This is a genomic window from Actinocorallia herbida, from assembly GCF_003751225.1.
Lineage (GTDB): Bacteria > Actinomycetota > Actinomycetes > Streptosporangiales > Streptosporangiaceae > Actinocorallia > Actinocorallia herbida.
In genome coordinates, this window is the sequence record NZ_RJKE01000001.1 from 9,605,030 (window position 1) to 9,625,495 (window position 20,466).

23 protein-coding genes and 3 tRNA genes are annotated in these 20,466 nt (G+C 70.4%); 23 read left to right on the forward strand and 3 right to left on the reverse strand.

All coding sequences use genetic code 11. From position 1 onward, the window contains the following. Positions 1-14 precede the first annotated feature (14 nt). Genes EDD29_RS43845 through EDD29_RS43860 form a run of 4 tightly spaced genes read left to right on the forward strand, consistent with a single transcriptional unit; the run spans position 15 to position 3,455 of the window. On the forward strand, positions 15-908 hold the full coding sequence (locus tag EDD29_RS43845; protein WP_123670017.1) for an ABC transporter ATP-binding protein: 894 nt from the start codon (positions 15-17) through the stop codon (positions 906-908). After that, positions 905-1,831 carry an ABC transporter permease gene (locus EDD29_RS43850; RefSeq protein ID WP_123670018.1) on the forward strand — a complete coding sequence of 309 codons (927 nt, stop codon included), beginning with the start codon at positions 905-907 and terminating at the stop codon, positions 1,829-1,831. Before EDD29_RS43845 ends, EDD29_RS43850 begins: the two co-directional genes overlap by 4 nt. Continuing rightward, entirely contained in the window at positions 1,831-2,742 is a 912-nt protein-coding gene (locus EDD29_RS43855; protein ID WP_123670019.1) for an ABC transporter ATP-binding protein, read from the forward strand. Before EDD29_RS43850 ends, EDD29_RS43855 begins: the two co-directional genes overlap by 1 nt. Next, a complete protein-coding gene (locus EDD29_RS43860) occupies positions 2,739-3,455 on the forward strand; it encodes an ABC transporter permease (RefSeq protein WP_123670020.1) in 717 nt (238 codons plus the stop codon). The genes EDD29_RS43855 and EDD29_RS43860 overlap by 4 nt, the downstream gene beginning before the upstream one ends. Positions 3,456-3,525: 70 nt before the next feature. Here EDD29_RS43860 and EDD29_RS43865 read toward each other — a convergent pair whose 3' ends face one another. Then, positions 3,526-3,927 carry a nuclear transport factor 2 family protein gene (locus EDD29_RS43865; protein WP_342774474.1) on the reverse strand — a complete coding sequence of 134 codons (402 nt, stop codon included), beginning with the start codon at positions 3,925-3,927 and terminating at the stop codon, positions 3,526-3,528. A 123-nt stretch (positions 3,928-4,050) separates the two neighbouring features. On the opposite strand from EDD29_RS43865, the gene EDD29_RS43870 reads away from it, so the two are divergent. Continuing rightward, entirely contained in the window at positions 4,051-5,196 is a 1,146-nt protein-coding gene (locus EDD29_RS43870) for a methyltransferase (RefSeq protein ID WP_246053330.1), read from the forward strand. Positions 5,197-5,328: 132 nt separating this feature from the next. After that, positions 5,329-6,705 (forward strand): sensor histidine kinase, encoded by a 1,377-nt coding sequence (locus EDD29_RS43875; protein ID WP_170201813.1) that lies wholly within the window; start codon positions 5,329-5,331, stop codon positions 6,703-6,705. Here the strand turns inward: EDD29_RS43875 and EDD29_RS43880 are convergent. Then, complete coding sequence (locus EDD29_RS43880) at positions 6,702-7,889, reverse strand: CynX/NimT family MFS transporter (RefSeq protein ID WP_123670022.1); 1,188 nt, start codon at positions 7,887-7,889, stop codon at positions 6,702-6,704. The genes EDD29_RS43875 and EDD29_RS43880 overlap by 4 nt on opposite strands. Before the next feature lie 61 nt (positions 7,890-7,950). Between EDD29_RS43880 and EDD29_RS43885 the strand changes: the two genes are divergently transcribed. From EDD29_RS43885 to EDD29_RS43920, 8 genes are all read left to right on the forward strand, one after another. Continuing rightward, the gene (locus EDD29_RS43885) at positions 7,951-8,637 is read left to right on the forward strand and encodes a FadR/GntR family transcriptional regulator (protein WP_123670023.1); all 687 of its coding nucleotides are present in this window, start codon (positions 7,951-7,953) and stop codon (positions 8,635-8,637) included. Positions 8,638-8,709: 72 nt separating this feature from the next. Next, positions 8,710-10,257 carry an alpha/beta hydrolase gene (locus EDD29_RS43890; protein ID WP_123670024.1) on the forward strand — a complete coding sequence of 516 codons (1,548 nt, stop codon included), beginning with the start codon at positions 8,710-8,712 and terminating at the stop codon, positions 10,255-10,257. Positions 10,258-10,299: 42 nt separating this feature from the next. After that, positions 10,300-10,372: transfer RNA gene (locus EDD29_RS43895), tRNA-Thr, on the forward strand. 109 nt (positions 10,373-10,481) lie between these two features. Next, positions 10,482-10,555: transfer RNA gene (locus EDD29_RS43900), tRNA-Met, on the forward strand. Positions 10,556-10,637: 82 nt separating this feature from the next. Next, positions 10,638-10,802 carry a 50S ribosomal protein L33 gene (rpmG, locus tag EDD29_RS43905; protein WP_123670025.1) on the forward strand — a complete coding sequence of 55 codons (165 nt, stop codon included), beginning with the start codon at positions 10,638-10,640 and terminating at the stop codon, positions 10,800-10,802. 176 nt (positions 10,803-10,978) lie between these two features. After that, positions 10,979-11,416 carry a MaoC family dehydratase N-terminal domain-containing protein gene (locus EDD29_RS43910; RefSeq protein WP_123670026.1) on the forward strand — a complete coding sequence of 146 codons (438 nt, stop codon included), beginning with the start codon at positions 10,979-10,981 and terminating at the stop codon, positions 11,414-11,416. Between the two features lie 2 nt (positions 11,417-11,418). Further along, a complete protein-coding gene (locus EDD29_RS43915; RefSeq protein ID WP_123671066.1) occupies positions 11,419-11,844 on the forward strand; it encodes a MaoC family dehydratase in 426 nt (141 codons plus the stop codon). 104 nt (positions 11,845-11,948) lie between these two features. Then, positions 11,949-13,010, forward strand: a complete 1,062-nt coding sequence (locus EDD29_RS43920; RefSeq protein WP_123670027.1) for a UDP-N-acetylmuramate dehydrogenase — start codon at positions 11,949-11,951, stop codon at positions 13,008-13,010. Here the strand turns inward: EDD29_RS43920 and EDD29_RS43925 are convergent. Beyond that, positions 13,007-14,029, reverse strand: coding sequence for an adenosine deaminase (locus tag EDD29_RS43925; RefSeq protein ID WP_123670028.1), 1,023 nt, complete (start codon positions 14,027-14,029; stop codon positions 13,007-13,009). The genes EDD29_RS43920 and EDD29_RS43925 overlap by 4 nt on opposite strands. Positions 14,030-14,185: 156 nt before the next feature. Between EDD29_RS43925 and EDD29_RS43930 the strand changes: the two genes are divergently transcribed. The 9 genes from EDD29_RS43930 (at position 14,186) to rplL (ending at position 20,242) form a co-directional block, all read left to right on the forward strand. Beyond that, positions 14,186-14,258 (forward strand) — tRNA-Trp (locus EDD29_RS43930). Between the two features lie 103 nt (positions 14,259-14,361). Continuing rightward, positions 14,362-14,604 carry a preprotein translocase subunit SecE gene (secE, locus tag EDD29_RS43935; protein WP_123670029.1) on the forward strand — a complete coding sequence of 81 codons (243 nt, stop codon included), beginning with the start codon at positions 14,362-14,364 and terminating at the stop codon, positions 14,602-14,604. A 55-nt stretch (positions 14,605-14,659) separates the two neighbouring features. Continuing rightward, a complete protein-coding gene (nusG, locus tag EDD29_RS43940; RefSeq protein ID WP_123670030.1) occupies positions 14,660-15,451 on the forward strand; it encodes a transcription termination/antitermination protein NusG in 792 nt (263 codons plus the stop codon). A gap of 192 nt (positions 15,452-15,643) precedes the next feature. Continuing rightward, positions 15,644-16,075, forward strand: a complete 432-nt coding sequence (rplK, locus tag EDD29_RS43945) for a 50S ribosomal protein L11 (RefSeq protein WP_123670031.1) — start codon at positions 15,644-15,646, stop codon at positions 16,073-16,075. Positions 16,076-16,171: 96 nt separating this feature from the next. Further along, positions 16,172-16,888, forward strand: a complete 717-nt coding sequence (gene rplA / locus EDD29_RS43950; protein WP_123670032.1) for a 50S ribosomal protein L1 — start codon at positions 16,172-16,174, stop codon at positions 16,886-16,888. 236 nt (positions 16,889-17,124) lie between these two features. Next, the gene (locus EDD29_RS43955; RefSeq protein ID WP_170201814.1) at positions 17,125-17,919 is read left to right on the forward strand and encodes an SCO4651 family lipoprotein; all 795 of its coding nucleotides are present in this window, start codon (positions 17,125-17,127) and stop codon (positions 17,917-17,919) included. A gap of 148 nt (positions 17,920-18,067) precedes the next feature. After that, on the forward strand, positions 18,068-18,877 hold the full coding sequence (locus tag EDD29_RS43960; protein WP_123670034.1) for an SCO4651 family lipoprotein: 810 nt from the start codon (positions 18,068-18,070) through the stop codon (positions 18,875-18,877). Positions 18,878-19,240: 363 nt separating this feature from the next. Further along, positions 19,241-19,792 (forward strand): 50S ribosomal protein L10, encoded by a 552-nt coding sequence (gene rplJ, locus EDD29_RS43965; protein WP_123670035.1) that lies wholly within the window; start codon positions 19,241-19,243, stop codon positions 19,790-19,792. A 66-nt stretch (positions 19,793-19,858) separates the two neighbouring features. Beyond that, positions 19,859-20,242 (forward strand): 50S ribosomal protein L7/L12, encoded by a 384-nt coding sequence (gene rplL, locus EDD29_RS43970; RefSeq protein WP_123670036.1) that lies wholly within the window; start codon positions 19,859-19,861, stop codon positions 20,240-20,242. Positions 20,243-20,466 lie beyond the last annotated feature (224 nt).

A 20,466-nucleotide genomic window follows, 5' to 3' on the forward strand; every position in this document is an offset into this window, starting at 1 on the left:
CCTAGCCTTGCCTCATGCCCATCATCACCATCCGGGACCTCACGATGAGGTTCCCCGGCGTGACCGCGCTGGAATCGCTCAGCGTCGGCGTCGAGCCCGGCGTCACCGGGCTCGTCGGCGCGAACGGAGCGGGCAAGTCGACCCTCATCAAGATCCTGCTGGGTCTGCAGAAGCCGACGTCCGGCACCGCCGAGGTGCTCGGCCATGACATCGCGACGGGCGGCGCGGAGATCCGCCGCCAGGTCGGCTTCATGCCCGAGTACGAGTGCCTTCCCCCCGACGTGTCGGCCACCGAGTTCGTCGTCCACATGGCCCGGATGTCCGGCCTGCCCGCGACGGCCGCCCGTGAGCGCGCCGCCGACGTGCTGCGCCATGTCGGCCTGTACGAGGAGCGGTACCGCCCGATCGGCGGCTACTCCACGGGCATGCGGCAGAAGGTGAAGCTCGCCCAGGCGCTCGTGCACGACCCGCGCCTGGTCTTCCTCGACGAGCCCACCAACGGCCTCGACCCGCGCGGCCGCGACGAGATGCTCGGCCTGATCCGGCGGATCGGCGCCGAGTTCGGCATCAGCGTCCTGGTCACCTCGCACCTGCTGGGCGAGCTGGAGCGGATCTGCGACAACGTCGTGATCATCGACGGCGGGAAGCTGCTGCGCTCGTCGGCGGTCTCCTCCTTCACCGAGACCAGCGGCATGCTCGTCGTCGAGGTCGAGGAGGGCCGTGACGAACTCGGCGCCCGCCTCGCCGAACGCGGCCTCGAGGTCCGGCCCGAGGGCCGCACGCTCGTGGTGCGCCTCGACGGGGAGGAGACCTACGACGTGATCCGCGACGGCGTCGTCGACCTTGACCTCGCGCTCATCCGGATGGAGCAGGCGCGCCACCACATCGAGGAGGTGTTCCAGCGGTGAGCACCGCCATCCACGACATCGGGTACCGCCACTACGACGGCCCGCGCCAGAGCCACGCCCAGACCGTCCGGGCGCTGTACGTCCACAACCTGCGCACCCTGTTCGGATTCGGCCGCGGCGCCAAGGCCAAGATCATCCCCTTCGCGCTGCTGGCCATGCTGATGCTGCCCGCGCTCGCCGACATCGTCGTCAAGGCGGTCGTGAAAGAGGCCGAGTTCATCGTGCCGCTCCAGGCGTACGGCTACGGCTTCCAGCCGCTCATCGCGATCTTCCTCGCCGCGCAGGCCCCGGTGGCGGCGTCCCGGGAGATCCGGTACCGGGTCGTCCCCCTGTACTTCTCGCGGCCGGTCGGGCCGCGCGACTTCGTCCTGGCGAAGTTCGGCGCGTTCACCACGGCGCTGCTGCTGCTGACCGCGCTGCCCATGACCCTCATGTACGTCGGGTACCTCTTCACCCGGCCGGGCATCGTCGACGCGGCCTCGCAGGAGGGGTCCTTCCGCGACGCCGCCGACATCGCCACCGTCGCCGAGGCCACCGGGCAGTGGGCGCTCGCCCTGGTGGGCGCGCTGCTGCTGGCCCTGGTCCTGTCGTCCTTCGCGCTGCTCGTCGCGGCCTTCACCCCGCGACGCGGCTTCGGCGTCGCCGCGGTCATCGCCCTCTACCTGATGTCCAACGCGATCGTGGGGATCGTGCAGGGCATCGCCGACACGCGCGGCGCCTATGAGCTGGCCGGATGGATGAACCTGTTCACCCCGGTCAAGCTCGTCTACGGCACCCAGGTGTCCCTGTTCGGCGCCGCCGAGGCCCCGATCATCTATTCCCCACCGGACGGCGCCGGCGTCGTCTTCCTGTTGTTCTGCGTGCTCATCGTCGCCGGCTCGCTGGCCGCGCTGCACGCCCGGTTCCGGAAGGCGGGCGCGTGATGGCCGTCATCACCGTGGAGAACGTCTCGCGCTGGTACGGCAACGTCGTCGCCGTCAACGGGATCTCGATGACGATCGGGCCCGGCGTCACCGGCCTGCTCGGTCCGAACGGCGCCGGCAAGTCCACGCTCATCCACATGATGGGCGGCTTCCTCGGCCCGTCGACGGGCACGCTGAAGATCGACGGACAGGACATCTGGGGCCACCCCGAGGTCTACCGGCAGATCGGCCTGGTGCCGGAGCGGGAGAGCGCCTACGACTTCCTCACCGGCGATCAGTTCATCCTCGCGATGGCCAAGCTGCACAAGCTGGCCGACCCGAAGGCCGCGGCGAAGCGGGCGATCGGGCTCGTGGAGATGGACTACGCCGCCGCCCGCCAGATCGGCACGTACTCCAAGGGCATGAAGCAGCGCATCAAGATGGCCTCGGCGCTGGTGCACGACCCGGCGGTGCTGCTGCTCGACGAGCCGTTCAACGGAATGGACCCGCGCCAGCGGCTCCAGCTCATGGACCTCATCCGGGGCATGGCCGACCAGGGGCGCACGATCCTGTTCAGCTCGCACATCCTGGAGGAGGTCGAGCGGCTCGCGACCCACATCGAGGTCGTCGTCGCGGGGCGGCACGCCGCGTCCGGCGACTTCCGCGAGATCCGCCGGCTGATGACCGACCGTGCCCACCTGTTCTCGCTGCGCTCCTCCGACGACCGGGCCCTGGCCGCCGCGGTGATCGCCGACGGCTCGGCGACCGCCGTGCGGGTGACCGACCAGGGCCTGGAGGTGGAGGCGGGCGACTTCGCGCGCTTCACCCGGCTGCTGCCGCGCCTGGCCAAGGAGGCCGGCGTGCGGCTGCGCGAGGTATCCCCGTCGGACGAGTCCCTCGAAAGCGTCTTCAGCTACCTGGTGGAAAATTGAACTCGACGATCGTCGCCCTGACCCTGCGCGGTGTGCTCGGCCGCCGCCGCGCGATCCTGCTGTTCCTGCTGCCCGTGGTCCTGCTGGCGCTCGCGACGGGGCTGGCGGCCACCGGCTACGACACCTTGCAGACCGCCACGGACGTGCTGCACGCGTTCGGCATCGTGGTGCTGCTCCCGCTGCTCGCGCTGATCGTCGGGACGGGCGTCATCGGCCCCGAGATCGACGAGGGCCAGATCATGTACGTCCTCACCAAGCCCATCGCGCGCACGTCGGTGGTGCTCACCAAGTACGTGTGCGCGGTCGGCCTGCTCGCGGCCTTCGCGGCGCTGCCCGTGTGGCTGGCCGGCGTGCTCATGCTCGGCCCCGGCTCGGACGTCCCCTGGGCGTTCGCCGTCGGCGCCCTCCAGAGCGGCGTGGTCTACGGGGCCGTCTTCCTGGCCCTGGCCGTGGTGAGCCGCAACGCCGTCACGATCGGGCTCATCTACGCGCTGGTGTGGGAATCCATGATCGGCGGCTTCGTGGCCGGGTCGCGGAACCTCTCCGTCCAAAGCTGGGGCCTGTCCACCGTCGACGCCCTCACCTCGGCCACCACGGTCGACATCGGCTCGTCGGTGACCACGGGCCTCATCCTGTCGGTGATCACCACGGTGGTGGCCCTGGCCTTCGCGATCTCCAAGCTCCGCACGTTGACCCTGGCTTCCGCCGACTAGCCTTCGCCGCCGTCTCTCCGAGGCGTCCCGGGCCCCGCACCGCGCTCCGCGGTGCGGGGCCCGCGCGCGTTCAGCAGCCCGCGGTCTCGCGGGAGATGCCCTCCACCTGGGGGCGCATCGCCTCGGACATGGCGTGCACGGCGGACATGGGGCGGAGCATGACGGTGAAGTCGGTGATGGCGCCGTCCCGGCCGGTGGTCAGGAAGTCGCAGCCGTGCACCTCGGTGGGCCCGATCCGCGCCTTGAAGACCAGGGCGTGGGAGCCCGCGGCGGGGTCGGAGATCTCCTGCACGTACTGGAAGTCCTCGAAGACGCCGAAGGCGGCGCGCAGGACCGCGGCCACGGTCTCCCTGCCCCGGTACGGCTTGTAGGCGACGGGGCTGTTGAAGACCGCGTCTTCGGCGAGTAGGGCCGCGAAGGCCTCGGTGTCGCCTTTGTCGACTGCTGCACGGAAGGGATGCAACGCGGCCACCTCTGAGATTCGTTCGCTACCTGCCAGACAGTGGGTAATTATTGGCGTAAATACGCGTTTGTCCAGCTTTGATCTCGGGGCACCCGAGCACGGCCACCGCAGGCGGGCGGCTAACCTGGGCCGGTGCTGGAGCGGCTGACGACGGCCCGGGGTGAGCTGGACCTCGGCCGGTACCCCGAAGACGAACGCGACACCTTGCGCGCCTGGGACGCCGCGGACGAGTATCTGCTGCGTCACCTCGCCGGAAGGGAGATCTCACCCGAAGGTCAGGTCGTGCTCCTCGGCGACCGATGGGGCGCCCTCGCGACCGCGCTCGCCGCCGACCGGCCGGTCTCCCGCACCGACTCCTTCCTCGGCCACCGCGCCGCCCTGGCCAACCTCGCCCGCAACGGGATCGACCCGGCCGCCGTCGCGTTCCGCGCCCCCGGCGATCCCCTGCCGGAGAAGGCGGGCGCGCTCCTCGTCCGGGTGCCCAAGAGCCTCGCCGCGCTGGAGCACGGCCTGCGCGCGCTGCGCCCCGCCCTCGTCCCCGGCGCGACGGTGCTCGGCGCCGGCCTGGTCAAGGAGATCCACACCTCGACCCTTCGCCTGTTCGAGCGGGTCATCGGGCCCACTCGCACCTCGCTCGCCGAGCGCAAGGCCCGGCTGATCTTCGCCGAATACGACCCGGACCTCGATCCAGGCCCCGACCCCTGGCCGCTCACCTACGTGCTCGACGGCGACGCCGGACCCGTCTCCGGTCGCACGGTCGTCAACCACGCGGGGGTCTTCTGCGCCGACCGCCTCGACATCGGCACCCGGTTCCTGCTGCACCACCTGCCCGTCCGGCCCGGCGCCCGCCGGATCGTCGACCTCGGCTGCGGCAATGGAGTCCTCGGCCTCGCCGCCGCGCTCACCCACCCCGGCGCCGAGGTCGTCTGCACCGACGAGTCCTACGCCGCCGTGGAATCGGCCCGCGCCACCTTCGCCGCCAACGGCGTCGCCGGGGGCGTCTTCACCGCGGCCGACGGGATCGGCGACCTCGAACCCGGCTCCTGCGACCTCGTCCTCACCAACCCTCCCTTCCACTCCCATCAGGCCACCACCGACGCCGCGGCCCGCCGGATGTTCGCCGGCGCCCGCCGCGCGCTCGCCCCCGGCGGCGAGCTCTGGGTCGTCGCCAACCGCCATCTCGGCCACCATGCGGCCCTCCGGCGGATCTTCGGCGGCTGCACCGTCGCCGCGGCCAACCCCAAGTTCACGGTGCTCCGCGCGATCCGCCGCCGCTGACGGACACCGGGTTCACCCGCCCTGACCTGCGGGTACACCCCGTTTCGGGCGATGCGTGACATCGGGGGTGGCGTGGACGGGGGCTCATGGAAAGGACGCTTCGCCCGTATCTGGGCGAGGGCGTTCCATTCCGTGCGCGGCCGCGTCACCGCGATCGCCGTGGGCGCCGCCGCGGTCGTCCTCTCGATCTGCCTGCTCCTGGTGCTCGCGCTGATCCGCCAGCGCTCGGTCGGCGAGGCCGCGGAGACCGCCTCGCACACCGCGAGATCCCTGGCGATCAAGGCGGTCACCGAGCGGCTCGGCGACCCCATCCCGCGGATCAACACCGCGCACACCGACCTCGTCCAGGTCGTCGGGGCCCACAACGAGGTGCTGGCCGCCAGTCTCCGGCTGCACGGCGATCCGCCCGTCTCCACGGCCAGGCCCGCCGACGCCGACGACATCAGGATCGACACCACGGCGTGCCCGCAGAACTTCAATCACTGCCTTTACGTCGTCGGCTTCCATGTCGGGGAGTCGGCCTACGGGCAGCCGGTGACGGTCTACGCCGCGGTCGAGCTGCCCGGCCTCCTCAATGACGACGGCGCCGCGCTGGGCGCGCGGGCGCTGATCCTGCTGCTCGCGCTGATCTGCCTGATCGGCCTCGGCACCTGGACGGCCATCGGCGCGGCCCTGCGGCCCGTCGAGGAGATCACCGGCGAACTGGCCGAGATCACCGCCTCCGACCTCTCCCGGCGCGTCCCGGTGCACTACAGCGGCGGGGGAGAGGTGCAGGAGCTGGCCGAGACCGTCAACGCCACACTAGGGCGGCTGGAGCAAGCCACCGACCGGCAGCGGAGGTTCGTCGCCGAGGCCTCCCACGACCTGCGCAACCCCATCGCGGGCCTGCTCACCCGCCTTGAGGTACTGGACGGAGAAGACGAGGACTACCCCTGGAAGGAGGACGTCAGCGAGGCGGTCCACGACGTCGAACGGCTCAGCGCGATCGTCGAGGACCTGTTGGAGCTCGCCCGGCTCGAGGCGGGCGCGGCCCCGCCCAGCGTGACCCTCGACCTCGGCGGTCTCGTCCGGGACGAGATCGCCCAGCGGATGACCGACCGGCTCCCGATCACCGCGGACCTCGCCGACGGGATATGGGTCCGCGGCAGCGGCCTGCGTCTGTCCCGGGTGCTGGAGAACCTGCTCGCCAACGCCGAGCGGCACGGCCGGGAGGGCGTCCGCGTCCAGGTCCGGGCGGACGGCCCGCAGGCGGTGCTCGGCGTCTACGACGACGGGGCCGGCGTGCCGGAGGAGTATCGGGAACGGATCTTCGAACGGTTCGCCAGGCTCAAGGAGTCCCGCGACCGCGACACCGGTGGGACGGGCCTCGGCCTGCCCATCGCGCGGGAGATCGCGCACAACTTCGGCGGCACCCTGGGCGTCGTCGACGGCCCGGGCGGCCGCTTCGAGATGCGCCTCCCGCTCGCCGAGCCCCCGGCGGAACCGGGAGGCCCGGAGACCGAGGTCTAGAGCTCGTCCTCCAGCACATGCGGGGAGGCCGCCCGGAGCCCGCCGATGAGCGCGGGGACCAGCAGCGCGATCAGGAAGAGCAGCGGCACCTCCCAGCCGCCCGTCCACTGGTAGGCGACGCCCATGATGATCGGCCCGGGCACCGCGCACAGGTAGCCGGTGCTCTGCGCGAAGGACGACAGCAGCGTGACGCCCTCGTCGGTCCGCGCCCGCAGGCCGATCAGCGCTAGCGCCAGCGGGAACGCGGACTGGGAGATCCCGCTCAGCAGCGCCCACAGCCAGGGCATGGTCGAGGGCCAGAAGGCGAGCCCGCCGTACGCGATCACGCCGGTGCCGAGCAACACCGCCACCAGCGCGCGCTGGTTCGGCCGCCGGGTCGCGAGCACGGGCATGACGAAGGCGAGCGGGATGCCGATGGCGATGCACAGGGCGAGCAGCAGGCCCGCGGTGTTCGGCGAGAACCCGGCGTCCTGGTAGATCTGCGGCATCCAGCCCATCGTGAAGTAGGCCGCGGTCGCGTTCACCATGAAGAACACCGCGAGCCCCCACGCCGTCCGGCTGCGCCGCAGCGGCGGCAGCGTGCGGGGACCCCCGTCGGTCCTGGCCGTCAGTCCACGGCAGCGCACCGCGATGATCAGCGCGACCAGCGCGATGACGCCCCAGACGGACAGGCCGCTCCGCCACGATCCGAGCGCCTCGGCGACCGGCACGGCGAGCGCCGCGCCCGTCGCCGCGCCGATGGTCAGGACGGCGGTGTAGATGCCGGTCATCAGGCCGACGCGCTGGGGGAACTCGCGCTTGACCACCGAGGGCATCAGCACGTTGGCGATCGCGATCCCGCCCAGCGCGAGCATCGTGCACAGCAGGAACACCGCGGGCCCTCCGGCGAGGGACCGGACCGCGATCCCGGCGGCCAGCATGAGCATGCCGACGCCCAGCGCCCCGGCCGCGCCGAACCGGCGGGCGATCCGCGGGGCGAGCGGCCCGAACGCGGCGAAGCACAGCGGGGGCAGGGCGGTGAGCAGTCCCGCGGTGAAGCCGTTGAGGCCGATGCCGGCCCTGATCTCGGGCAGGAGGGGGCCGACCGTGGTGGCGCCCGGCCGCAGGTTCAACGACACGAGCAGGATCAGGGCGACGACGGGTCCGGCCGCGGTGGCACGGCGCAGGGGGGTGGCGAGCGTCATGGGGGCAATCATAGAATGATTGGATGAATTATTTCGACCGGCCGGATGGGACCATGCCCCCATGACGTTGTCGTCCGCACGGCGCGCACCGCTCTTCGAGCAGGTCGCCGCCCAGCTCCGGGAGCAGATCACCGAGGGCCGCTGGCCGGTGGGCAGCAGGATCCCCACCGAGCCCGAACTCGCCGAGCAGCTCGGGGTGGCGCGCGGGACCCTTCGCGAGGCGGTCCGCGCCCTCGCCCACAACGGGCTCCTCGACATCCGCCAAGGCTCCGGCACCTACGTGGTGGCCACCAGCGAGCTCGCCGGGGTCATGCGGCGCAGCTTCGCCGACGTCGGGCACGCGCACGTCAAGGAACTCCGGATGATGCTGGAGAGATCGGCCACGGGCCTCGCCGCCCTGCGCAGGACCGACGCCGACCTCGCCCGGCTCGACGAACTGCTGGAACGGCGCGAGCGGGCCTGGGCGCACGCCGAGCGCACCGGGGAGCTGGAGGACTTCGTCCAGATCGACGCCGCCCTGCACCACGCGATCGTCGAGGCGGCCCACAACCCGGCGCTCAACGGGATCTACGCCGACCTCGGCGACTTCTTCCGGGCCGAGCTGCGCGACCTCTTCTCGGGTGAGCTGACCCCCGACCGCCACGTCGACCACGCCAGGCTCGTGGAGGCCATCCGCGCGGGCGACCCGGAGGCCGCCGCCCGGGAGTGGGCACTGTTCGACGCGGCAAGCCGGGACTCCCAGGCTTAACCGGACAAAGCGCGGGAATCACTACACACCGTAGGGGGAAATTCACGATCGGACAGCTTCGGGGGAAGCCGGATGGGCGTGCGTGTCTGGCTGGCTCTGGCGGGGCTGGCGATCGCCTGGATCCCCGCCTTCGCGCCCCCGCCCGCCGACCCCCTGCGCGACTTCTACTCCCAACGGCCCTTGTGGACGCCCTGCGCCCACGACCCTTCCTTCTCGTGCGCCCGCGTCAAGGTGCCCGTGGACTACGCCGACCCCGCCGGGCCCAGCCTCGCGCTCGCGCTCAACCGGCTGCCCGCGGCCGACTCCACACGGCGTATCGGCTCCCTCGTCACCAACCCGGGCGGGCCGGGATCCTCCGGCCTCGCCTTCACCTTCCGCGCGCGCTCCTTCTTCTCCGACGACCTGCGCGCGCGCTACGACATCGTCGGCATGGACCCCAGGGGAGTGGGCGAAAGCGATCCCGTCTCCTGCGCGGCGACGACCGCGATGGACCAGGCAGAGTCCACCGGCGACTACGCCCGCGCCTTCGCGATGAGCTGCGCGGCGACCGCGGGCGGGCGGATCGGCCACGTCCGGACCCCCGACGTGGCCCGCGACCTCGAAGTCGTCAGGCACGTCCTCGGTGAGAACTCCCTGAACTACTACGGCGCCTCGTACGGCACGGTCCTCGGCCAGTTCTACGCCCACCTGTTCCCCAGATCCGTCGGGCGGATGGCCCTCGACTCCGTCGCCGACCCCACCGGCTGGCCCGGCGACCCGTCGGCCCAGGCCGTCGGATTCGAGACCGCGTTCGGCGTGATGGTCGCCACCTGCGTCGAGCAGGGCGGCTGCCCGCTCGGCGCGGACCGCAACGACATCCTGTCCCGGGTCGGCCGGATGGTCGCCCGGGTCGACCGGAGGCCCCTGCGGACGGCCTCCGGCAGCACCCCGGTCACCAGCCGCGAACTGCTGCGGGTGATCGAACTGGCCACCTACCGGGAGGCGTCCTGGCCCAAGGTCGCCGAGGCGCTGGCCAAGGCCCTGCGCGGCGACGGCTCGGCCCTGCGCGCCCTCACCACCGAGCAGGCCGAGCCGGGAGGCCGCGCGGACACCGTCCCGGCCGGCTACCACGCGGTCCTCTGCCCGCACCTGCGCCCCGAGGAGCGCACCGCACAGGCCGCGGCCCGCGCGGGCGACGAGGCGATGACCGTCGCGCCCCTGTTCGGCAGGCAGGTCGAATCCCAATGGCTCGCCTGCGTCGACTGGCCGGTGCCTTCCCTGCCCGAGGCGGGCAGGGCGCTCACCGCCCTCGGGGCGCCCCCGATCCTCCTGGTGCACAACAGCCACGACGCCGCGACGCCCGTCCACTGGGCGCGGGCCCTGCACGGCAGGCTCGACGGCAGCGCGCTGGTCGTCAACGAGTCGGGCGGCCACGGGTTCTACCCGATGGGCGACTGCACCCGCGGGGTCGTCGACACCTTCCTGCTGAGCGGCGCGCTGCCCGGGGGCGGAACGGCCTGCCGGGACCGCGCGCACGATGACGAATACCCCGCGGACCAGGCGGAAAGGGCAGGCCGGACGGGACGGGATACGGCCTCGGCGGCACCCGGCCGGAGCCGCCCGTTATCCGGTTCGCACTAGGGGTCGGGAGCGTGTATTGTTTTCCCTGCGAGCACGACGCAAGCCCCTTTAGCTCAGTCGGCAGAGCGTCTCCATGGTAAGGAGAAGGTCTACGGTTCGATTCCGTAAAGGGGCTCGAAGAAACACGGAAGTGACGCCCGGCCCGCATCGGGCCGGGCGTTCCCTGTGTTTCGGGCGACCTCTGGATCAGGTACTCTTAAGCGGTACCGCCAGCGGTATGTCATGGCGGGGTAGCTCAGTCAGGCAGAGCAAGCGGCTCATAATCGCTGTGTCGCCGGTTCAAGTCCGGCCCTCGCTACAAAATCCGATCACATCAAAGTCCCCCCGGGACGTGGTCGGATCAGTATGTCCGAATCCCTTGAACAGAAAGGCACTCCATCGTGGCTGCCACCGACGTTCGGCCGAAGATCACGCTGGCCTGCCAGGAGTGCAAGCACCGCAACTACATCACGCGGAAGAACCGGCGCAACGACCCGGACCGCCTGGACCTCAAGAAGTACTGCCCCAACTGCCGGTGCCACCGCCCGCACCGCGAGACCCGCTGACACGAGGTCTCCGGGCGCCTCGGTAAACCGAGCGCTTGCCTAATTCGGCCCGTTCCCAGGCGCACCCGCCGGGGACGGGCCGAACGTCATTCTGTAACCTTCCCCACTAGGCGCGAACGGTTCCCCTGCCACCCCCTCGGGAACCGAGGTCCGAAGAGACTCGGAAGGAAAGCGGCATGGCACTCAACACCGATTTCATCGGGCGGACCTTTCCGCCCAGTCCTCCTTATGAGGTCTCCCGGGTGAAGATCCGCGAGTTCGCCGACGCGATCGGCGACCGCAACCCGATCTACCGCGACCCCGAGGCGGCGCAGGCCGCGGGCCACCCCGACGTGGTCGCCCCGCCCACGTTCCCGATCGCGTTCTCCCTCGGCGGCGACTACTTCTCCGACCCCGAGCTGGGTCTCAACTACGCCATGGTCGTGCACGGCGAGCAGCGCTTCGAGTACAAGCGCCCGATCGTCGCCGGGGACGCCCTGTCCGCGCAGGCGACCATCGCCGACATCCGCAAGGCCGGCCGCAACGAGCTGCTGAAGATCGTCACCGAGATCCGGGACGCGCAGGGCGAGCTCGTCGTCACCACGTACAACACCATCGTCGAGCGGGGGGCGTGATCATGGCGGCTACCGTCAAGTACGACGAGGTAGAGGTCGGCACCGAGATCCCGGCGCAGACCTATGACGTCAAGCGGCTCAACCTCGTGATGTACGCGGGCGCGTCCGGTGACTTCAACCCCATCCACTGGGACGAGCACTTCGCCAAGTCCGTCGGCCTCCCCGACATCATCGCGCACGGCATGTTCACCATGGCCCAGGGCGGCAGGTTCGTCACCGACTGGGTCGGCGACCCCGGCGCCGTCCTGGACTACGGCGTCCGCTTCGCCGGCATGGTCCCCGTCCCCCACCAGGCCGGCACCACCATCGTGATCAGCGGGGTCGTCGAGGAGAAGCTCGCGGACAACAAGGTCGTCGTCGGCCTCACCGCCCGTTCCGGCGACCAGAAGGTGCTGAGCCAGGCCAAGGCCGTCGTCCGGCTAGCCTGAGACCGGGTCGTGCGCGCACGCGGCGTCACGCGTGCGCGCAGCGCCCCGCCCGAGCCCGCCCCACCGGGCTCGCCCCGCCCAGCCCGTGCGACCGAGGGGGAGACATGAACGTCCACTGCCAGGACGTCCTCCTGTCCGGATACACCACCCTGCGCCTCGGCGGGCCCGCCCGCACCTTCGTCGAGGTCACCACCGAGGACGACCTCGTCGCCGCGGTGCGCGCCGCCGACCGGGAGGGCGAGCCCGTCCTCGTCCTCGGCGGCGGCAGCAACCTCGTCGTCAGCGACGCGGGCTTCCCCGGCACCGTCGTGCGGGTCGCCACCCGCGGTGTCGCGATCAACGGCGGCACCGTCCGGGCCGAGGCGGGCGAGGACTGGGACGCGCTCGTCGCCAGGACCGTCGCCGCGGGGCTTGCCGGGCTGGAGTGCCTGTCCGGCATCCCCGGCCGGGTCGGCGCCACCCCGATCCAGAACGTCGGCGCCTACGGCCAGGACGTCAGCGAGACGATCACCGAGGTCCGCGTCTACGACCGCAAGGACGACGCGATCCGCACCCTGGCCGCAGACGAGTGCGCCTTCACCTACCGGCACAGCGCCTTCAAGGGCGACGACAGGCACGTCGTGCTCTCTGTCACCTTCGCGCTGGCCGAGACCGGAGAGTCCCGCCCCGTCAAGTACGCCGAGCTCGCGCGGCGCCTGGGCGTCGAGGCGGGCGAGTGCGCGCCCTTGCCCGAAGTGCGCGCGGCGGTCCTGGAGTTGCGCAAGGGCAAGGGCATGGTCCTCGACCCCGCCGACCCCGACACGCGCAGCGCGGGCAGTTTCTTCACCAACCCGATCCTCACCCCCGCGGAACTCGCCCTCCTCACCGAGCGCGCGGAGGGCTTCCCGGCCTTCCCCGAGCCCGACGGCCGCACCAAGACCTCGGCGGCCTGGCTCATCGACCGCGCGGGATTCACCAGGGGCCACGCCCGAGGGCCCGTCCGGCTGTCGACCAAGCACACCCTCGCGCTCACCAATCCCGGCGCCGAAGGGACCGCGGCCGACCTCGTCGCCCTCGCCCGCGAGGTGCGCGAAGGGGTCCGGGCGGCCTTCGGGGTGACTCTCGTCAACGAGCCGGTCTTCATCGGCCTCAGCCTCGACGAGGACACCCCGGGCACCGCGCGCTAGGCGGGCGCCGCGAGCCAGTCGTCCACGCCCGCCAGCAGCCGTTTGCGGACCGCCTCGGGCGCGGCCGAGCCGTGGATCGACGACCGGGCGAGCGCGGCGAGTTCCTCGTCGGTGAAGCCGTGCTCGCTGCGCGCCAGCTCGTACTGGGTGACCAGCCGCGAACCGAACAGCAGCGGGTCGTCGGCGCCCAGCGCCATCGGCACGCCCGCCTCGAACAGGGTCCGCACCGGGACCTCCGCGGCACTGGAGGCCACCCCCAGCGACACGTTCGACGCAGGGCAGACCTCCAGGGTCACCCCGAGCCTGGCGATCTGCTCGACCAGGCGCGGATCCTCCACGGAGCGCACTCCGTGGCCGAGCCGGTCGGCGTGCAGCAGTTCGAGGCAAGGCCGCACCGACTCCGGGCCCTGCAGCTCCCCGCCGTGCGGCGCCAGCAGCAGCCCGGCCCTGGCCGCGATGCGGAACGCGCCCTCGAACTCGTACGGCCTGCCGCGCCGCTCGTCGTTCGACAGCCCGAAGCCGACGACGCCCCGGCCGGCGTACTGCGCGGCGAGCCTCGCGAGGATCTTCGCGTCCAGCGGATGCCGGGTCCGGTTCGCCGCGACGATCACGCCGATGCCGACCCCGGTGGCCTCCTCGGCCCGGCGCGCGGCCTCCAGGACCAGCTCCAGCGTGGGCGTGAGCCCGCCGAAACGGCTCTGATAGCCCGACGGGTCGACCTGGATCTCCAGCCAGCCCGACCCCTCCGCGGCCTCGTCCTCGGCGGTCTCCAGGACGAGCCGGATCAGGTCGTCGGGCCGCTGGAGCACCGACCTGGCGAGGTCGTACAGCCGCTGGAAGCGGAACCAGCCGCGCTCGTCGGTGGCGCGCAGTGCGGGCGGCCACTCCGACACGAGCGCCTCGGGCAGGCGCACGCCATGCCGGAGCGCCAGCTCCACGAGGGTGCTGTGCCGCATCGAACCGGTGAAATGCAGATGCAGATGTGCCTTGGGCAGCAAAGCGAGATCACGGCGCTCCATCTGCCAATCCTGCCTGATCAGACAGGGGTTCATGGGGTTCTGTGGGCGGAACCACCCGGAAGGACTAGACGCGACGCGCGGGCTCCGGTTCGACGTGGCGCGCTCAGGCACGTATGCTGCTGGCCTAGCGGGGCGGTGCGCAAGCACGCCCGCTGTAGGGCAATGGCGCAATTGGTAGCGCTCCGGTCTCCAAAACCGGCGGTTGGGGGTTCGAGTCCCTCTTGCCCTGCGGAGCAGCTTCACGTTCCCAGCCGCACGTGAGCGCGCATAAAGTGAATGCACGCGCGGCGGATACCACGCCGTGTCGGACGATCAATCCGAACGAGGGTGAGATGGCGACTGACATCCGCGACGCCGCGACCGAGGACAAGGGCAAGCCTGCGAAGCGCAAGCGCACCGGCCCCGCCCTCTTCATCCGCCAGGTCATCGGCGAGCTGCGCAAGGTCATCTGGCCGACCCGCAAGGAGCTCATCAACTACACGATCGTGTCGTTGGTCTTCGTCCTCGTCATGATCGGCCTCGTCTCGCTGCTCGACTGGGGACTCCAGAAGGGCATCTTCGCCCTCTTCGCCTGAGAAGAGCCGCGCGAAGCGCTCCACCACCCGTCCCCGTAGAGAGAGAGCCACCGACGTGTCCGAGTCCTCGCAGTTCCACGACGAGCTCCCGCAGGAGCCGCTGTCGGATGAGGTTCTCCCGCAGGGAGAGGACGCTGAGGCGGAGGACACCGGGGCTGAAGAGGTCGAGCTCGACGAGGTCGACGCCGAGGAGTCCGAAGAGGACGCCGACGAGGAAGCCGAGGCCGCCGAGGAAGGCGAGCCCGCCCCCGTGGTCGACCCGATCGCCGAGTTCACGCGCGAACTGCGGATGCTGCCGGGCGACTGGTACGTCATCCACTCCTACGCGGGGTACGAGAACCGGGTCAAGAGCAACATCGAGACCCGCACCACGACCCTGAACATGGAGGACTACATCTTCCAGATCGAGGTGCCTCAGCACGAGGTCACCGAGATCAAGGGCGGCAAGCGCCAGAAGGTCAACGAGAAGGTCCTGCCCGGGTACATCCTGGTGCGCATGGAGCTGACCGACGAGTCCTGGGGCGCCGTCCGCAACACTCCCGGCGTGACCGGCTTCGTGGGCCTGTCGAACAAGCCGTCGCCGCTCAGCCTCGAGGAGGTCGCCAAGCTGCTGGCGCCCGAGGCCCCCGAGCAGGCGCAGGCCGCCAAGTCCGCCTCCGCGAAGGCCGCCGCGACCGTCGACTTCGAGGTCGGCGAGTCCGTCACCGTCATGGACGGCCCCTTCGCGACGCTCCCGGCCACGGTCAACGAGATCAACCTCGACACCCAGAAGCTCAAGGTGCTCGTCTCGATCTTCGGTCGTGAGACCCCGGTCGAGCTGTCCTTCAACCAGGTCTCGAAGATCTGACCTGACATGGTGCTCCGCACGCCTCGGGTCTTGAGGACCCGAGGGGCAGGTACCCTCATATAGTCTCCCCGGCGCCTTCGGCGTAGGGGTTCAAGGGCTCCAACATCCCCGGCTCACGTTCCAGCCGGGGATGTTGCCTGTGAGTACAGGAGTCGGAGCCGAAACAAAACGGAACGGACAAGGAAGGCGAACATGCCTCCGAAGCGTAAAAAGGTCAGTGCGATCGTCAAGGTCCAGCTCAACGCTGGTGCCGCGACCCCCGCGCCGCCCGTCGGTACCGCCCTCGGTCCGCACGGTGTGAACATCATGGACTTCTGCAAGCAGTACAACGCCGCCACCGAGGCCCAGCGCGGCAACGTGATCCCCGTTGAGATCACCATCTACGAAGACCGCTCCTTCACCTTCGTCACCAAGACGCCCCCGGCGCCGCAGATGATCCTGAAGGCCGCCGGCATCGACAAGGGCTCCGCGGTCCCGCACAAGACCAAGGTCGGCTCGATCACCGAGGCCCAGCTCCGTGAGATCGCCGAGTTCAAGATGAAGGACCTCAACGCCAACGACATCGACGCCGCCGCGAAGATCATCGCCGGCACCGCCCGCTCCATGGGCATCGAGGTCAAGTAGTTTCCCCGGGCCGCGCCGCACGGCGCGGCCCGTCAGCACAGTGGTAGGACCTGCGCGGTCCGCTAACACCACGAACTCCCGTGAAAGGGGAGCAGTATGAAGCGCAGCAAGGCCTACCGGGCCGCCACGGACAAGATCAACGCCGACGAGCTGTACAGCCCGCTCGACGCGGTCCGCCTGGCCAAGGAGACCAAGGTCACCAAGTTCGACCCGACCATCGAGGTGAACACCCGCCTCGGCGTCGACCCGCGCAAGGCCGACCAGATGGTCCGCGGCACCGTCAACCTGCCGCACGGCACCGGTAAGACCGCCCGCGTGCTGGTCATCGCCGGTGGCGCCAAGGCCGACGAGGCCCGCGCCGCGGGTGCCGACTTCGTCGGCTCCGACGACATGATCGAGCAGATCTCCAAGGGCTTCCTGGACTTCGACGCCGTCGTCGCGACCCCGGACATGATGGGCAAGGTCGGCCGACTCGGCCGCGTGCTCGGCCCGCGTGGCCTCATGCCGAACCCGAAGACCGGCACCGTGACGATGGACGTGACCAAGGCCGTCACCGAGATCAAGGGCGGCAAGATCGAGTTCCGCGTCGACCGGCACTCGAACCTCCACTTCATCATCGGCAAGGCGTCCTTCGACGACCGCCAGCTCGTGGAGAACTACGCGGCCGCGATCGAGGAGATCCTTCGTCTCAAGCCGTCCGCCGCGAAGGGCCGCTACCTCAAGAAGGTCACCGTCACCTCGACGATGGCCCCCGGCATCCCGGTGGACCCGTCGATCACCCGCGGCTTCACCGCGGAGCTCGACGGCGAGTGATTTCCGGCGCCCGTCCTTCGCTCCGGTGAAGGACACCGCGCCACCTGAAAGGCCCGCGGGGGTTCACCCCCGCGGGCCTTTCGCGTTTCGGAAAGCCGTGGACGGGGGGTCGGCCTCGGGCCGACGCCGAAGAGTTCCGCGACCTGGATGAGACTGGAGTAAGTCGGCGGTTATTCGTTATTGAACCAAGAGCCGTTCGAGTGATCTTTGAGATGTCCGAAACGGATGATCCGGACATGAAGAAGTGGGTTGCCGGCACCGTCGCCGGTACATGTCTCGTCCTCGGGCTCGTGGGCTGCTCCGCCGAGTCCACCCCCGAGGACGGCAAGGCCGAGGCCCCCTCGGCCGCCGCCCCCGCCGCCCCCGCGAGCGCGGTCGAGGCGGTGCGGAAGGTCGCCACGAGCACCAATGCCGTGGACTCCTTCGCGATGGACCTGACGGTCGTCTCCGCGGGGACGACGGTCAAGGGCGTCGGGCACGTCCAGGTCAAGCCGACCGCCGCGGTGTCGCTGGAGATGAAAGCGGGGGCCGAGGGCGCGATCACCATGGTCTTGATCGACAAGATCATGTACATGAACATGGGCGGAGAGGAGATCGTTCCGGGCAAGCCGTGGATGAAGGTCGACCTCGCGGACGCCGCGGCCGCGGCCGGCGCCGGTGACGCGCTCGGCCCGATCCAGCAGACCGACCCGAACACGCTCGCCACGCTGTTCGCGGCGTCATCCGACGTCGTCCGGGTCGGCGAGGAGACCGTCGAGGGCACGCAGACCGTGCACTACAAGGGCACCGTCGACACCGCGGCGCTCGCCGCGGACCCCGCGACGAAGGAGGCCGCCGCGAACTTCGGCGCAGACGGCGTGGTCTCCTTCGAGATCTGGGTGGACGGTGACGACCTGATGCGCAAGGCCGTCGCGTCCATCACCGCAGACGGCGTCCCGGCCGAGCTCACGATGCTCTTCCGCGACTTCGGCAAGCCGGTGACGATCACCCCGCCTCCCGCCGGCGAGATCGCCGCGGCCCCCGCCTCCTGAGCCGGGGCGATGCCGCGCGAGGGCCCCGGATTCCGGGGCCCTCGCCCGTTCGGGGGGAGCCCGTACTTCGTGAGGCTGACGCGGCGGGGCTCCGGGTTGGTTCCGGCGGGGGATGTGCTTCGGGTAAAGGACGGGCAGACTGCGTGGCATGAAGAAGCTCGTTGCCGGTGCCGCGGTAGGCACCTCCCTCGTTCTGGCGCTCAGCGCGTGTTCCGGCTCGGCGTCCGACTCCGCGCTCCCGGCGGAGAACGTCAGTGCGGTCACGGCCCTCGACCAGGTGGCGGTGGAGGCGGACAAGGTCGAGACCTTCACCGCCGAGCTGACCATCGCCGGGGCCGGCAAGGCCCACGCGACGGGGTCGTTCCGGCTGAAGCCGGCCCCCGCCTTCTCGGTGGACATGGACACCTTCTCCGTCGCCGGGGTGGACGTCCCCGCCGCGGGCACCAAGGTGGTGCTGCTCGACGAGACGGTGTTCGTCCGCAACCAGCAGCTCTCGCAGTTCCTCGGCGGCGGCAAGCCGTGGATGAAGATCTCGGCCGGGGCCGCCGCGAGCGCCGCGGGCTTCGACGCCGACGCGCTGGTCCAGCAGTTCCAGCAGGCAGACCCGGGCAACCTCGCCAAGATCATCTCCGACTCCACCGACGTGAAGCGCGTCGGCGAGGAGGAGATCGACGGCGTCGCGACGGTCCACTACCAGGGCACGGTCGACGTCAAGAAGGCGATCACCCGGTACGACCCCGAGCTGAAGCAGGCCGCCGAGCAGCTCAGCAACGGCTCGGAGGAGCTGGCGTTCGACCTCTGGTCCGACGCCGAGAACCTGCCGCGCAAGGTCGTCACGCACGTGACCACCAGCGAGGGCAAGACCTTCGACGTCACCGTGATCTTCCGCGACTACGGCTCGGACGTGTCGGTGGCCGCGCCCCCGGCCGACCAGGTCGGCGACATCAAGGTCCCCTGACCTCTCGCGAGGCATGTCCCCTGGGGCCCGGCGGGCGCGCCGCCGGGCCCTCGATCATGTCCGCGGGCAGGTCGGCGCCCGGGAGCGCGGCTCCGGGTGGGCCGGGCTCGGTTTGGCATGTGGGCGGGCTTGCCGTAGTCTGTGGTGCAACCGAAGACCGCCGGTCGTTGCCGCATGGCAACCGAAGAGTCCTGAGGCAACTCAGGGCGGCCCGCGTAGGTGGACCCGAGTTTCACATGATTGAGTTCCTGTGACGCCCCGTGTGCATCTGCGCCGGGGCGCTTTGTGTGTTTCAGGGATCTTTTCCGGTGGTCGGCTCTCCGCGTGAGCGGGGAGTGGTCAACCGTGAAATGAAGGAGTCCCATGGCGAGGGCGGACAAGTCCACGGTCGTCGCTGAGCTGAAGGAAGACTTCTCCAGCTCCAGCGCCGCCGTGCTGACCGAGTACCGCGGGCTCACTGTGGCTCAGCTCAAGGAGCTGCGCCGCAGCCTCGGTGACACGACGAAGTTCTCCGTCGTGAAGAACACGCTGACCAAGATCGCCGCGAAGGACGCCGGCATCGAGGGTCTGGACGCTCTGCTCCAGGGTCCCTCTGCCATCGCGTTCGTCAAGGGCGACGTGGTCGAGGCCGCCAAGGGCCTGCGTGACTTCTCGAAGGCGAACCCGCTGCTGGTGATCAAGGGCGGCTACTTCGACGGCAAGTCGCTGGACGCCGCCGAGGTCACCAAGCTGGCCGACCTCGAGTCTCGCGAGGTTCTGCTCGCGAAGCTCGCGGGTGCGATGAAGGCCTCGATGGGCAACGCCGCGGCGCTGTTCAACGCGCTGCCGACGCAGGCCGCTCAGCTGGCGGAGGCCCTGCGCGCCAAGCGCGCCGAGGGTGCCGACACCGTCACCGAGGAGGCTCCGGCCGAATAAGGCCGGAACCTCTGACCCCCGTGGTCATTTAGACCTGAAGTAATAAGCCATACCGGAGGAAGAATCATGGCGAAGCTCAGCACCGAAGAGCTGCTCGACGCGTTCAAGGAGATGACCCTTCTCGAGCTCTCTGAGTTCGTGAAGCTGTTCGAGGAGACCTTCGACGTCAAGGCCGCCGCGCCCGTCGCGATCGCCGGCCCCGCGGGCCCCGGCGCTCCCGCCGCCGAGGTCGAGGAGAAGGACGAGTTCGACGTCATCCTCGAGGCCGCTGGTGACAAGAAGATCCAGGTCATCAAGGAAGTCCGTGGCCTGACCTCCCTCGGCCTCAAGGAGGCCAAGGACCTGGTGGACGGCGCTCCCAAGCCGCTGCTGGAGAAGGTCAACAAGGAGACCGCCGACAAGGCCAAGGCCGCCCTCGAGGCCGCCGGCGCCACCGTCTCGGTCAAGTAAGGCCCCGCGCTCCGCGAGCGCTCGAACGGCCGGTCGCCCCGCTGGGGGTGGCCGGCCGTTTTTCGTTCGCCGCGGTGCGGTGAATCCGGGTGACGTCGGTCACGCCCGGGGTTCGCGCGCCGGGGTGCGCACGGAGGGCGTGCCTGTGCGCCTGTGCGCGAGGTATGTGGCGTGCGCGCACATCTACGCGGCGTGTTTTGTCACTGCGCAATAATCACTGGAGT

Coding starts and splice junctions, on each gene's coding strand:
- EDD29_RS43885 (WP_123670023.1), top strand. CDS start 7,951: ATGACGTTGTCGTCCGCACGGCGCGCACCGCTCTTCGAGCAGGTCGCC.
- EDD29_RS43920 (WP_123670027.1), top strand. CDS start 11,949: ATGAACGTCCACTGCCAGGACGTCCTCCTGTCCGGATACACCACCCTG.
- rplJ (WP_123670035.1), top strand. CDS start 19,241: ATGGCGAGGGCGGACAAGTCCACGGTCGTCGCTGAGCTGAAGGAAGAC.
- rplK (WP_123670031.1), top strand. CDS start 15,644: ATGCCTCCGAAGCGTAAAAAGGTCAGTGCGATCGTCAAGGTCCAGCTC.
- EDD29_RS43890 (WP_123670024.1), top strand. CDS start 8,710: ATGGGCGTGCGTGTCTGGCTGGCTCTGGCGGGGCTGGCGATCGCCTGG.
- secE (WP_123670029.1), top strand. CDS start 14,362: ATGGCGACTGACATCCGCGACGCCGCGACCGAGGACAAGGGCAAGCCT.
- EDD29_RS43925 (WP_123670028.1), bottom strand. CDS start 14,029: ATGGAGCGCCGTGATCTCGCTTTGCTGCCCAAGGCACATCTGCATCTG.
- rplL (WP_123670036.1), top strand. CDS start 19,859: ATGGCGAAGCTCAGCACCGAAGAGCTGCTCGACGCGTTCAAGGAGATG.
- EDD29_RS43845 (WP_123670017.1), top strand. CDS start 15: ATGCCCATCATCACCATCCGGGACCTCACGATGAGGTTCCCCGGCGTG.
- EDD29_RS43960 (WP_123670034.1), top strand. CDS start 18,068: ATGAAGAAGCTCGTTGCCGGTGCCGCGGTAGGCACCTCCCTCGTTCTG.
- EDD29_RS43880 (WP_123670022.1), bottom strand. CDS start 7,889: ATGACGCTCGCCACCCCCCTGCGCCGTGCCACCGCGGCCGGACCCGTC.
- EDD29_RS43910 (WP_123670026.1), top strand. CDS start 10,979: ATGGCACTCAACACCGATTTCATCGGGCGGACCTTTCCGCCCAGTCCT.
- EDD29_RS43855 (WP_123670019.1), top strand. CDS start 1,831: ATGGCCGTCATCACCGTGGAGAACGTCTCGCGCTGGTACGGCAACGTC.
- rplA (WP_123670032.1), top strand. CDS start 16,172: ATGAAGCGCAGCAAGGCCTACCGGGCCGCCACGGACAAGATCAACGCC.
- EDD29_RS43915 (WP_123671066.1), top strand. CDS start 11,419: ATGGCGGCTACCGTCAAGTACGACGAGGTAGAGGTCGGCACCGAGATC.
- EDD29_RS43955 (WP_170201814.1), top strand. CDS start 17,125: ATGAAGAAGTGGGTTGCCGGCACCGTCGCCGGTACATGTCTCGTCCTC.